Raw genomic sequence first — 12,273 nt, forward strand, 5'->3', positions numbered from 1 at the left:
ATGTCGCCGGTTGCCAGCGCGTCGTCGAGGGCGGCCTGCGCACCGGCGTTGCCCGGGTCGAATCCGCCGGGTGCGGCCGGCGTCAGGGTGTTCGCGCCGTCGGCCACGACCAGCACGCCGATCGGCTCGGGTGACCGGTCGATGTCGGCGCGCAGACGTCGCCCCCGGGCCAGCGCGGCCTCGGCGTCGTGGTCGGTGGAGTACACGCGGGCCTGCGCGGTCGCATCGGGCCGGGCCTGGCCCCGGACCCAGCCGGCCAGCAACGCGCACACGGGCAGGTCGGCGGGCGCCCCGGAGGGGGCGTGCGGGGAAAATCCGACCCGCACGTCGACGCCGAAACCCCCGAATGAGCCGGCCGTGTCGGGGCCGAAAACATCGTCGCGCCCGGCGGTCCCGATGACGGTCCAGCGCGCGGGCAACAGGGCCGCCGCCGCCAGCACCGCGGCCGTCAGGTCGGTCACCTCCGCGGCGGCCGCTCCGGCGAGCTCGGGCACCAGCAGCGGAGCCGAGGGAACGATGGCAATGCCGCTGAGCACGCCACCAAACTAATGGTTCACCGACGCGTGCGCTCAGGCCTCCGCTACCGCGACCACCGGGCCGGTGCTAAAAGGGTCGGCCTCGCCCTCCGCGGGCGACCACCCGTCCTCCATGAGGCTTGCGTCGTCGCGGCCAACCTCCGCGACCATCGTCGCGGCCTCGCCGCGGGCCAGCGCGACCGTTGCCACGATCACCACCGCCACCGCCGCGAACAGGACGAAGACCTTGGGCCCGTCGGCATTCAGTGTTTCACCGAGCACGAAGATGCCGAGCAACCCGGCCACGACGGGCTTCGCGACGGTCATCGTCGGCATCGAGGCCGTGAGCGCGCCGGCGCGGAACGCCGACTGCTGGAAGATCATCCCGGTCAGGGCCAGCAGTAGCCAGGGCACGAACTCGGGGGCGCTCAGCACGGCCAACGGGCCGTCCTCGCCCACCTCGACGATGCCCTTCGTGAGCACCGCGAACAACGCCAGCGCCGAACCCGCCACCACCGCGAGCAGCGCGGCGGCAAAGGGGCTGCCCGACCAGATCCGCGCGGCCACCACACACGCCACCAGCAGCGGCACCATCACGGCGGCCACCACGGCCCACGTCCCGACCGGTGCGCGCTGATGGCCGGATGCCGGGTCGCCGACGATGATGACCACCGCCAGGGCGCCGGCCAGGACGACCGCCCAGACCCACTCCCAGCGCGTCACCCGGCGCTTGGTCAGCCGGGCGTAGATCGGCAGGGCGAACAGCAAGGCCGTCACCTGGAGCGCGGTCACCAACACCACCGAGCCCCACGCCAGGGCCCCGGCCTGCAGGCTGTAGTTGACGATCGCGGCCAGGCCGCCCAGCCACCACCGCGTGTCCCGCAACGACATGCGGAACAGCTCCAGGTGGCCGACCTCTTTGTCCGTGATCTCCTGCGCCGAGCGCTGACGGATCACGTCGCCGACCGCGGACGCCAACGCCGCGCACAGCGCTATCAGCGCGGCGACATCAACCTTCGACATGAGCGACCCCTCACCTCACGACTAAGCCCCGACCAGCTTTCCCTGGGGTGCGGGGAAATACACCCAAAATTTGCGATCAGTTCAACAACGACTGTATGACGTCGACCACGTCGCGGCTGCCCGACCGGTTCACTCAACTGTTGATACGTCATGAACCTAAGGGCCGCCTGTGGAAACCGCGGCGATTCGGTTACACCTCGGGCGGCTACGCCGGTTGCGCGGCGGCATCCCCGAGCCGCGCCCGGACCCGGTCGTGCGTCGCGGAGGCGTCGACGCGGGCGAGTTCGACCGTGGCGGCCGTCATCACCAGCGCCGCCACCGCCAGCGCCAGCATTCCGGCGCGGCCGGTGCCGAGAGTCTCGCCGAGGACGACGACGCCCAGCAGGGCCGACACGACCGGTTGGGACACCTCCAGCGTCGGCATCGACGCGGTCAACGAGCCGGCCCGAAAGGCCGACTGCTCCAAGGCGAAGCCCGCCAGCGCGACCAGCAGCCAGGCGTACAGCTCGGGTGTCCGGACCACGGCCCAACCGCCGTCGCCGAACCGATGGACGACGCCCTTGGCGAGCACCGCGAAGACGGCCCACAGCGACCCGGAGACGAAGGCGAGCAGCGCCGCGGCCAGGGCGCCGCCCCAAATCCGGGCGGCCACCACGCAGCCGACCAGCAGCGGCACCAGCACCGCCGCCACGACGGCCCACGTCCGCAGCGACGCGGTCGAACGGCCAGCCTGCGGGTTGCCGACCGTCACGATCACGGTCACCGCGGCGGTCAGAACGACGGCCCAGGTCCACTCCCGGACGGTGACGGCGCGATCGGCCAGCCTCGCGCTGATAGGCAACGCGAACAGCAGGGACAACACCAGCAACGCCTGGACCAGCAGCACCGAACCCTGGTCCAGCGCGGCCGCCTGCAGCACGATGCTGACGACCAGCATCAGGGCGCCCCACCGCCACCGCCGGTTCCCCAGCAGCCTGCGGGCGAGTTCGAACTGCCCGACCGACGTGTCGGTGATCCGGTGCGTCGCGCGCTGCTGCAGGACGTCGCCGATCGCCACGCAGAGCGCGGACGCCAACGCCAGCAACGCGGCGAGGTCCGTCTTGGCCATGGTTTCTCCGTCGGAGTCGGGGTACGGACAACTTCATACCCGTTGCGTCCGGGCGGACGCATCCCGAGCGAGAAGAACAAGGGTGGCGGCGCATGGGCCGCCAAGCTGCTTGAATACTGTTAAGCAGCTGTTGGGAGAGCCGATAAGGCCGGCCCACAGCCGCAGCAGACGGTGCCGCTACGCGCGGCAGGTGCGCGGGATACCGACCGCGCGAAGGGTAGGTGACGAGCGCATGACGGCTGACGAACCACACGGCGAAGACCTGGCCGACCCGGTGGCCCAACCGGTTTCGCGCCCGGTGCCACGCCCTGGACCACGTCCCGGGCCCCGGCCGTCCGGTCCGGGGCCGCGGCCCACGACCCACCCCATACCGGCCATACCGGCGCCCCCGCGCAGCGATCCGCATCAGTTCGGGCGGGTCGACGACGACGGCACGGTGTGGCTGATCACCGCCGCCGGCGAGCGCATCGTCGGCTCGTGGCAGGCCGGCGACCGAGAAGCGGCCTTCGCCCACTTCGGCCGCCGCTTCGACGACCTGAGCACCGAGGTCACGCTCATGGAGGAGCGGCTGGCGGCCGGAACCGGTGACGCCCGCAAGATCAAAGCCCACGCCACAGAACTGGCCGAAACGTTGCCGACGGCGTCCGTGCTGGGCGACATCGACGCGCTCGCCCGCCGGCTCACCAGCCTCATCGACCAGGTCGAGACCACCGTCGCGCAGGAGCGCTCCCGCCGCGACGAGCATCGCGCCACCCAGACCGCGCGCAAGGAGGCGCTGGCCGCCGAGGCCGAGGAGTTGGGCGCCAACTCGACGCAGTGGAAGGCGGCCGGCGACCGGCTGCGGGCCATCCTCGACGAGTGGAAGACAATCAACGGCCTCGACCGCAAGGTCGACGATGCGCTGTGGAAGCGCTATTCGGCGGCGCGGGAGGCCTTCAACCGGCGGCGGGGATCGCATTTCGCCGAACTGGACCGCGAACGGGTGGGAGTCCGGCAAGCCAAGGAGCGGCTGTGCGAGCGCGCCGAGGAGTTGTCCGATTCGACGGACTGGACCGCAACCAGCGCGGAATTCCGCAAGCTGCTCACGGAGTGGAAGGCGGCGGGCCGGGCGGCCCGGGACGTCGACGACGCCCTGTGGCGGCGGTTCAAGGCGGCCCAGGACGTCTTCTTCGCGGCCCGCAACGCGGCGACGGCGGAGAAGGACGCCGAACTGCGGGCCAATGCCACCGCCAAGGAGGCGCTGCTGGCCGAGGCGGAGAAGATCGACACGAGCAACCACGACGCGGCCAGGGCGGCGCTGCGGTCGATCGCCGACAAGTGGGACGCGATCGGCAAGGCGCCGCGGGAGCGGTCCGCCGAATTGGAGCGCCGGCTGCGCGCCATCGAGAAAAAGGTGCGCGATGCGGGCGACGCCGATTGGTCGGACCCGCAGGCGCAGGCCCGCGCCGAGCAGTTCCGCACCCGCGCCGAACAATACGAGCAACAAGCCCAGAAGGCCGCGGCTGCGGGCCGTACCAAGGAGGCCGAAGAGGCCAAGGCCAACGCCGAGCAGTGGCGGCAGTGGGCGCAGGCGGCCGCCGAGGCGTTGACCCGCAAGCCCTAGGCTTCGGGTTCCCCGGGGGCCGCGCCGTTCGGCTGTCCCCGGCGGTTCGGGGCGTCGGGCCCGTCGTCCAGGCTGTCGAGCAGCGTCATCGACTGCTGCTGCGCCGCGACGCGGCGCCGCTGCTCCTCGGCCGCGAGTTGCACGATGGTGCGCGACCACACCACCCGGGCCCATTGGTAGATCAGCGTGAGGACGATGATCCAGGCCACGATCAGCCCCAGCCCCGGGCCCGGATGCCCCGCGGCCACCGTCTGGCGCGACCAGATGGCCAACAGTCCCGCCGCGCCGGCGAGCGCCGAACCCGCCAGCGCGATCCAGGCCAGAGCCCAGCGCCGGGTGACCAAGGCCAGCATCGAGAAGCCGACGCCGAACACCAGCGTCAGCCAGGCGAACACCCGCGACGGCAGCGCCACCGCGGCGGCGCCGGCCCCGTGGCTGCTGAACAACACGTCCCAGCCGCGCACCGCGCCGGTGTGCGGCAGGATGAACGATCCCAGCAGCACGAAGACCAGGATGGCCACGACGAAACCCCGTGGGCCCGGGTCGAATCCGCGCGCCACGCGGCGCTCGGCGGCCTCGATTTCGGTGCGCAGGGCGTCGAGGTCGGGGTGTTCTTCGTTCATCGGGCACATCCAAGGGGTTCGGTCGGGCCGGCGGGCGGTCCGACGGCGGGCATGCCGAGCCTGATGCCGGCCGGGCGCTGCCCGGCGGCGTGTGCGTCCCCCGCGCGGGTGCGGCGATGGCTGAGGACGCCGGCGTCGGCGATGAGGTGGTGCGGCGCGGCCTGCGTGATGACCGCGGTGACGATGTCCCCCGGTCGCACCCGGTCGTCGGCGTGGAAGTGCACCAGGCGACCGTCGCGGGCGCGGCCGGTCATCCGCGCCGTGCGGGTGTCCTTGCGTCCCTCGCCGGCGGCGACCAGCAGCTCCACGGTCTGGCCGACCAGCGCGCGATTGCCCTCCAGCGAGATCTGCTCCTGCAGCTCGACCAGCCGCTCGTAGCGTTCCTGCACAACGGCTTTCGGGAGCTGCCCGTCGAGCTCGGCGGCCGGGGTGCCCGGCCGCTTGGAGTACTGGAAGGTGAACGCGGCCGCGAACCGGGCCTGCCGCACCACGTCCAGGGTGGCCGCGAAGTCCTCTTCGGTCTCACCGGGGAACCCGACGATCAGGTCGGTGGTGATGGCGGCGTGCGGCATGGCCGCCCGCACGCGGTCGATGATGCCGAGGTAGCGCTCGGCGCGGTACGAGCGCCGCATCGCCCGCAACACCCGGTCGGAGCCCGACTGCAGCGGCATGTGCAGGGCGGGGCAGACATTCGGCGTCTGCGCCATGGCCTCGATGACATCGTCGGTGAATTCGGCCGGATGCGGTGAGGTGAACCGCACCCGTTCCAGACCGTCGATGTCCCCGCAGGCCCGCAGCAGACGCGCGAAGGCGCCGCGATCGCGGGGCAGCGCCGGGTCGGCGAACGACACCCCGTAAGCGTTGACGTTCTGGCCGAGCAGCGTGACCTCGAGCACGCCGTCGTCCATCAGCGCCCTCACCTCGGCCAGGATGTCGGCCGGGCTGCGGTCGACCTCCTTGCCCCGCAGCGAGGGCACGATACAGAAGGTGCAGCTGTTGTTGCACCCGACGGAGACGGAAACCCAAGCGGCGTAAGCCGATTCGCGTGCGCTCGGCAGCGACGACGGGAACGCCTGCAGCGACTCGGCGATCTCCACTTGGGCGACCTTGTTGTGCCGCGCCCGTTCCAGCAGCGTGGGCAGCGATCCGAGGTTGTGCGTGCCGAAGACGACGTCGACCCAGGGTGCCTTGCGCAGCAACGCGTCCCGGTCTTTCTGGGCCAGGCAGCCCCCGACCGCGATCTGCATCTCGGGGTTGCCGCGCTTGCGCGGCGCCAGGTGGCTGAGGTTGCCGTACAGCTTGTTGTCGGCGTTCTCGCGGACCGCGCAGGTGTTGAAGACGACCACGTCGGCGTCGGCGCCCTCGACCGCCCGCTGGTAGCCGGCCGCTTCCAGCAGACCCGCCAACCGCTCGGAGTCGTGGACGTTCATCTGGCAGCCGTAGGTGCGCACCTGGTAGGTACGCGCCCCCGAGACGTCTCGGGCCACCATCGAAGTCACGGGGCCATGGTACGGCGACCGGTCGGCGGGCGAGAAACCGCACGTCACCGGGCTAGACCCGACGGCGATCCCGTTCGGCGGCCAGCTCGGCGAGGACGACCTCGCACGCGAGGTTCTGGCTGTAGCCCCGGCGCGCCAACATCCCGACCAGCCGGCGGGTCACTCGCGCGTCATCGCCGTCCAGAGTTTCCCGACGCAGCCTGGCCCGCACCAACTGCTCGGCCCGGTCCCGCTCGGCGCCGGCGTCGATCGCGGACAGCGCCGTGGCGATCACGTCTTTGTCGACACCTTTGGTTCGCAATTCGGCGGCCAGGGCCCGCCTGCTCTTCGCCCGGCGGGACTGCACCCACTGTTCGGCGAAATCGCTGTCGTCGACCAGGCCAACGGCGGCGAGCCGGTCGAGCACGGCATCGCTGACGTCTTCGGGGTAACCGCGTTTCGCCAGCTGGCCGTGCAGCTCGGCCCGGGTGCGCGCCCTCGCGGTGAGCAGGCGCAGGCACAGCGTTCGCGCCTGCTCCTCGCGAGAGGGCTCAGAAATCGACGGGGGCGGGCAGGACGCTGTCATTTGAGGGGTCATCGGTCACGACCGCGCCAATGCCGAGCTTCTCCTTGATCTTCTTCTCGATCTCGTTGGCCACCTCGCCGTTTTCCATCAGGAAGGTGCGGGCATTCTCCTTGCCCTGACCGAGCTGCTCACCCTCGTAGGTGAACCAGGAACCGGACTTGCGGATGAAGCCCTGCTCCACGCCCATATCGATCAGCGAACCCTCGCGGCTGATCCCCCTGCCGTAGAGGATGTCGAATTCCGCCTGCTTGAACGGCGGCGACACCTTGTTCTTGACGACCTTGACCCGGGTGCGGTTACCGACCGCGTTGGTGCCGTCCTTGAGCGTCTCGATTCGGCGCACGTCCATGCGCACCGACGCGTAGAACTTCAAAGCCTTACCGCCCGTGGTGGTTTCCGGGCTGCCGAACATCACCCCGATCTTTTCCCGCAGCTGGTTGATGAAGATCGCGGTGGTTCCCGAATTGTTCAGCGCGCCAGTCATTTTCCGCAGCGCCTGGCTCATCAGCCGGGCCTGCAGACCGACGTGGCTGTCCCCCATCTCCCCCTCGAGCTCCGCGCGCGGCACCAGCGCCGCCACCGAGTCGATGACCAGGATGTCCAGCGCGCCGGAGCGGATCAGCATGTCGGCGATCTCGAGGGCCTGCTCCCCCGTGTCGGGCTGGCTGACCAGCAGGGAATCGGTGTCCACGCCCAGCTTCTTGGCGTAGTCCGGGTCCAGAGCGTGCTCGGCGTCGATGAACGCCGCGACGCCGCCGGCGGCCTGGGCGTTGGCCACCGCATGCAGGGCGACGGTGGTCTTACCCGAGGACTCCGGGCCGTAGATCTCCACGACCCGGCCGCGGGGCAGGCCGCCGATGCCCAGGGCCACGTCCAGTGCGATGGATCCGGTCGGGATGACCGAGATCGGCTGACGCATCTCGTCGCCGAGACGCATCACCGAGCCTTTGCCATAGCTCTTTTCGATCTGGGCCATCGCCAGTTCGAGAGCCTTCTCGCGGTCGGGGGCTTGCGTCATGGTGCCTCTCCTATAGTTCGGTGTGTTCGGTGACCGGTATCGGTCGGTTGGCCGTGACACTAGAGAAGGCCACCGACAAGTTGACTCACCGAACGTTCCCCACAGTAGCCGAACACCTGTTCGATTCAAGCGGACACGCCGAGGCCCACCACACGTATGGCAACATCTGCTATCGAAAGGCGCCGACGGGCCAAGTCTCAGGGGACCGGAGCGAAGCCAGGGCGGCCCGCCACTGTGTGACCGCCGGCGCTTCCTCACCCACCACCGGGGCGGATCTCCCCTGAAGAGCTTGGTTTCTCATTAATGGACATCTCCGCTGAGCTGGCCGAAATATCTTGCTACAAAGGGTTTTTCGCGTTGCCCGTGGGTGGCGATGCGGCGGGATGGCATCCGGTCGGGCGGTCCTACGCCGACGGCTGCACCGACCTGATCGACGCCACCGCCAAGCGCTATCACACGACGGAACTGCGCGTCGCCGCCTCATTGGTTCACCTCGGCCACGCCAGCCGCCTGTGGTCGCCCGTGCTCGCATGCGCGCTCGGTCACGGCGTCGTCCCCGACCTCAGCGACTTGCAGCGCGCCGACGACGGGGCGCAACTGCGGCTGCCCGCGCCCGTCGGGATCCCCGCCGACTCACCGGGGGTGCTGTACCGGGTGGTGGTGCAACAGCACATGGAGCCGCTCGCCGCCGGCCTGCGGGTCAAGCTGGCGCCCGCCCTGCTGGCGGGCAATGTCGCCTCCGCGCTGACCGGAGCCGCGCGGGCCCTGCTCGCGGCGCGGCCCGACCTCGGCCCGCGGATCGCCGCGATGACCCATGCGCTGCTGGGTACCGGCGCACTGGCCGGATCCGGTGTCACGGGCCCACACCTGAGCTTCAAACGCCGGAGTTGCTGCCTCTTGTATCGGCTGCCGGGCCGGTTCGTCTGCGGCGATTGCGTGTTCGAGGCGCCCCCGCCGAAGCGGGCTTAGGCGTCGCGTCGTTTGCCCTTGTGGTGCAGGGGTATCTGACCGTCATGTCCACAACCGCACCTCCATCCCTGCGCGCCCTCGCGTTGACCTGCTCGTTGAAGAAGAGCCCGGAGCCGTCGAGCACCGAGCTGATCGCCGATCAGGTGCTGGCTCAACTGCGCAAGGCGGGGGTCGACGGCGACAAGGTGCGCTGCGTGGACCTGGCGCTGCTGCCCGGCGTGGAAGCCGACATGGGGCCGGGCGACGAATGGCCGGGGCTGCTGGCGAAGATCACCGCGGCGGACATCGTCGTGCTGTCGACGCCCACCTGGGTCGGCCACATGTCCAGCGTCGCGCAGCGCGTGCTGGAGCGCCTCGACGCCGCGATCTCCGACAAGGACGACGCCGGACGGCCCCGGATGGTCGGCAAGGTGGCGCTGGCGGCGGTCGTGGGGAACGAAGACGGCGCACACAAGATCGTCGCCGACCTCTTCCAGGCGCTGAACGACATCGGATTCTCGATCCCCGCTCAGGGGTGCACGTACTGGAACGGCGAGGCCATGCAAGGGACCAACTTCAACGACCTGGACGAAGTGCCCGAAGCGGTGGCCGCCACCACCGCAACGGCGGCCCGCAACGCCGCCCACCTCGCGGCCCTACTGCGGCAGAACGAGTACCCGCCCTACGAATAGGCGTCACCACTGATCGCGCGGCACGTCGAAGTCGACGCACAGGGCCCGCCACACGTCGCGAGGCTCGGCCCCGTCCTCGATCGCCTGGGCGGCGGTGCGGCCGTCGAAACCGCTCAGCACATGGTCCGCGAGCACCGAAGAGCCGTACGCCGCACCGAATCGCAGGACGACGCGTTCGTTGAATTCCGTTAGCCGCACGCCAGCAAGATACCCACCGGGCAGCGATCGGACACCGGCCGCGTTACCGCCAGCTGGCCGGTAGGTCGATCAGGTGATTGGGGCAGAAGTCCTGGACGGCCTCGGACATGGTGGTCCGCGCCCGCTCCGCCGACATCCGGGAGCGCAACTGCATGAAGGCGTATTCGGCCGGCGCGTAGCCCTGCTCAGCGGCCGCCGGGTCGTCCATCAACTGGCATGCCTGCTGCTCGGCGCCGCTGTCGGCGTGCGCGACGCCCGAGCCGAACATCATCGCGGCAAGAAGCAGCGCGCCCGCGGCGATCGTCCTCATTGCCGATGCACTCCTTTCGCGAACCGCCCGATCATCCCGTCCGAGCGAGCGCTTCATGACACACCTGGACCGGATCGGCCACGCCGACGATGCTAGCGGCGGCGGCTTGGGCGGCTTCCCGATAACGCGGCGACGACAGCACGTCGTTCACCGCAGCCACCAGCGCCTCGGCGGTCAACGGCCGGATCAGCCGTCCGCTGCCCTGCCGGACCACCCGGTTCGCCATCTCCCACTGATCCCCGCCACCGGGCACCGCCACCAGCGGCACCCCCGCCAGCAGCGTCTTGGCCACCATGCCGTGGCCGCCGCCGCAGATCACCAGGTCGGCGTGGCGCAACAACTCGGCCTGGCTGCCGAGCCCGACCACCGCCCACGGCGGCACCCGCAGATCCGCTCCCCCCAGCCGCGAGACCACGAGCCGCGATCCGGCCGGCAGCGTCTCCCCCGGCCGCAGGCAGGCCAGCGCGACCTCCGCCAGGCCCTCGGTCCCGGTCATCGCGGTCGACGGCGCGACCACCAGCACGGGCCCGGAGCCCGCCGGGATTTCCAGCACCCGATCGGTCGGTTCGAAGTGCAGCGGACCCACCAGCACGGCCTCCGCCGGCCAGTCCGGCCGCGGCACCTCGAGGGCGGGCAGCGTGGCGATCAGCCGCCGCAGCGGCCCGGGATCGCGAGCCGGCAGCCCGATCTCGACCCGCACCGCCGCGCGCTGCCGAAGGCCCGCGCGCCAGGACCGCGCAGTGAGCGCCCGCATCGTGGCGTCGCGGAGCCGGCCGCGCAGGCCGGTGCCCGGCGCCAGCCCGCTGCCTATCGGCGGCAGCCCCTTCGACGGCAGGTAGAGCGGGTGCGGGTTGAGCTCGATCCACGGGATGCCCAACAGCTCGGCGGCCATGCCGCCCCCGGCGGTGATGACGTCGGACACCACCAGGTCGGGCGCCAGGTCGCGCAGCGCCGGCACGTTGAGGACGGCCATCCGCGCCGCGCGCCGATGGATCCGGGCGCCGGCGTCGGCGTCGTCGTCGGTGGCGGCCAGCCCGTCCAGCGGGGCGGCGTCGATGCCGGCGGCGCGGGCCGTGTCGACCCACTCGGCGCCGGTGAACAGCGTGGGCTCATCGCCGGCGTGGGCGAAGCGTTGGCACAGCGCGATCGCGGGAAACGAGTGCCCGGGATCCGGCCCGGCGACCACGGCGACGCGCATCGGCCTTACCCTGCCACAGCGCGCCACCGAAACGCTCGCCTACGCTGGCACCCATGACCGAGCTGACTGGGACAACCGTTGCGAACACCCGCACGGTCGAGGGCTTTTTGAACGCCCTGCAGGACGCGGATTACGAGGCCGCCGATGCGGCGTTGGACGACAACCTCGTCTACGAGAATGTCGGGCTGCCGACGATTCACGGCCGCGCCAGGGCGATGAAGCTGTTTCGCCAGATGGACGGCCGTGCCGACTTCGAGGTGAAGATCCACCGCATCGCCGCCGACGGCGGTGCGGTGCTCACCGAGCGCACCGACGCCCTGATCTTCGGCCCGCTGCGGCTTCAGTTCTGGGTGTGCGGCGTGTTCGAAGTCCACGACGGGCGAATCACGTTGTGGCGCGACTATTTCGACTTCTTCGACATGTTCAAGGCCACCCTTCGCGGCCTCGCCGCCGTGGTGCTGCCGTCGCTGAAAGCGACGTTTTAGCCCCTAGCTGGCGCCGCGCAAACCGCCGAGTTCGTCGAACGCCTGCGCCCAGCCGACCAGCCGGTCGGTTGCCCCGGCCAGCTCGGCGCGGTAGCGCTGCGAGGCGGCCAGCTGGTCGCCGTTGGCCGAAGACACCAATTGGGCTGCGGCGGTGACCATTTCGTTGTACTGGCGAACGCCGGCGCTCAACTGCGCGGTGAACGCGTTGATGGTGGGCACCAAATACGCCCGCGATGATTCGCTGGACTGCGCCGCCCGCTCCATCGACACCACCTCCGCGGCGGTGGCCGCCATGGCCGCGCTGGGCGCCTCCGAACGCGGATTCCTCTCGCTGCTGAACGTCATCGAGCGCGGCTCGATGTTGCCGACCGCCGAGATCCGTGACCTGACCGCGGCCGCCAACAAGACCTCCGCGGCCATGGCGGCCACCGCCGCGGAGGTGGTGTCGATGGAGCGGGCGGCGCAGTCCAGCGAATCATCGCGGGCGT

General features: G+C 70.7%; 14 protein-coding genes and 1 pseudogene. 4 read left to right on the plus strand and 11 right to left on the minus strand.

What is annotated here, in order from left to right:
• The 3 genes from A5711_RS04970 to A5711_RS04980 all read right to left on the minus strand — a co-directional run.
• The coding region (locus A5711_RS04970; RefSeq protein ID WP_067944539.1) for a hypothetical protein at positions 1-536 on the minus strand (536 nt) is incomplete at its 3' end.
• A 33-nt stretch (positions 537-569) separates the two neighbouring features.
• A complete protein-coding gene (locus A5711_RS04975) occupies positions 570-1,538 on the minus strand; it encodes a DMT family transporter (RefSeq protein ID WP_067944540.1) in 969 nt (322 codons plus the stop codon).
• Between the two features lie 205 nt (positions 1,539-1,743).
• A complete protein-coding gene (locus A5711_RS04980) occupies positions 1,744-2,646 on the minus strand; it encodes a DMT family transporter (protein WP_067944541.1) in 903 nt (300 codons plus the stop codon).
• Between the two features lie 232 nt (positions 2,647-2,878).
• Between A5711_RS04980 and A5711_RS04985 the strand changes: the two genes are divergently transcribed.
• Positions 2,879-4,249, plus strand: a complete 1,371-nt coding sequence (locus A5711_RS04985) for a DUF349 domain-containing protein (RefSeq protein WP_067944542.1) — start codon at positions 2,879-2,881, stop codon at positions 4,247-4,249.
• On the opposite strand, the gene A5711_RS04990 is transcribed toward A5711_RS04985, so the two are convergent.
• From A5711_RS04990 to recA, 4 genes are all read right to left on the minus strand, one after another.
• On the minus strand, positions 4,246-4,881 hold the full coding sequence (locus A5711_RS04990) for a hypothetical protein (protein WP_369806077.1): 636 nt from the start codon (positions 4,879-4,881) through the stop codon (positions 4,246-4,248). The two genes, A5711_RS04985 and A5711_RS04990, sit on opposite strands and share 4 nt — an antisense overlap.
• The gene (miaB, locus tag A5711_RS04995) at positions 4,869-6,362 is read right to left on the minus strand and encodes a tRNA (N6-isopentenyl adenosine(37)-C2)-methylthiotransferase MiaB (RefSeq protein ID WP_197520742.1); all 1,494 of its coding nucleotides are present in this window, start codon (positions 6,360-6,362) and stop codon (positions 4,869-4,871) included. The genes A5711_RS04990 and miaB overlap by 13 nt, the downstream gene beginning before the upstream one ends.
• Positions 6,363-6,423: 61 nt before the next feature.
• Positions 6,424-6,936 carry a recombination regulator RecX gene (gene recX / locus A5711_RS05000; RefSeq protein ID WP_067944545.1) on the minus strand — a complete coding sequence of 171 codons (513 nt, stop codon included), beginning with the start codon at positions 6,934-6,936 and terminating at the stop codon, positions 6,424-6,426.
• Positions 6,902-7,954, minus strand: coding sequence for a recombinase RecA (recA, locus tag A5711_RS05005; protein ID WP_067944546.1), 1,053 nt, complete (start codon positions 7,952-7,954; stop codon positions 6,902-6,904). The genes recX and recA overlap by 35 nt, the downstream gene beginning before the upstream one ends.
• Positions 7,955-8,257: 303 nt before the next feature.
• Between recA and A5711_RS05010 the strand changes: the two genes are divergently transcribed.
• Both A5711_RS05010 and A5711_RS05015 read left to right on the plus strand, forming a co-directional pair.
• Positions 8,258-8,923 carry a (2Fe-2S)-binding protein gene (locus tag A5711_RS05010; protein ID WP_067944547.1) on the plus strand — a complete coding sequence of 222 codons (666 nt, stop codon included), beginning with the start codon at positions 8,258-8,260 and terminating at the stop codon, positions 8,921-8,923.
• Between the two features lie 44 nt (positions 8,924-8,967).
• Positions 8,968-9,594, plus strand: a complete 627-nt coding sequence (locus A5711_RS05015; RefSeq protein WP_067944551.1) for a flavodoxin family protein — start codon at positions 8,968-8,970, stop codon at positions 9,592-9,594.
• Positions 9,595-9,597: 3 nt separating this feature from the next.
• On the opposite strand, the gene A5711_RS05020 is transcribed toward A5711_RS05015, so the two are convergent.
• From A5711_RS05020 to A5711_RS05030, 3 genes are read right to left on the minus strand one after another with little or no spacing between them, the layout of a single operon-like run.
• A complete protein-coding gene (locus A5711_RS05020; RefSeq protein ID WP_197500931.1) occupies positions 9,598-9,816 on the minus strand; it encodes a DUF3046 domain-containing protein in 219 nt (72 codons plus the stop codon).
• A gap of 19 nt (positions 9,817-9,835) precedes the next feature.
• Positions 9,836-10,102 carry a hypothetical protein gene (locus A5711_RS05025; protein WP_067944548.1) on the minus strand — a complete coding sequence of 89 codons (267 nt, stop codon included), beginning with the start codon at positions 10,100-10,102 and terminating at the stop codon, positions 9,836-9,838.
• Between the two features lie 31 nt (positions 10,103-10,133).
• Entirely contained in the window at positions 10,134-11,300 is a 1,167-nt protein-coding gene (locus A5711_RS05030) for a glycosyltransferase (protein WP_067944549.1), read from the minus strand.
• A 53-nt stretch (positions 11,301-11,353) separates the two neighbouring features.
• On the opposite strand from A5711_RS05030, the gene A5711_RS05035 reads away from it, so the two are divergent.
• Positions 11,354-11,785 (plus strand): limonene-1,2-epoxide hydrolase family protein, encoded by a 432-nt coding sequence (locus A5711_RS05035; protein WP_067944550.1) that lies wholly within the window; start codon positions 11,354-11,356, stop codon positions 11,783-11,785.
• Positions 11,786-11,788: 3 nt separating this feature from the next.
• On the opposite strand, the pseudogene A5711_RS27440 reads toward A5711_RS05035, so the two are convergent.
• Positions 11,789-12,273 (minus strand): annotated as a pseudogene (locus A5711_RS27440) (hypothetical protein); the annotation flags it as partial.

Origin of the sequence: Mycobacterium sp. E2238 (assembly GCF_001672665.1) — a bacterium.
Taxonomy (GTDB): domain Bacteria; phylum Actinomycetota; class Actinomycetes; order Mycobacteriales; family Mycobacteriaceae; genus Mycobacterium.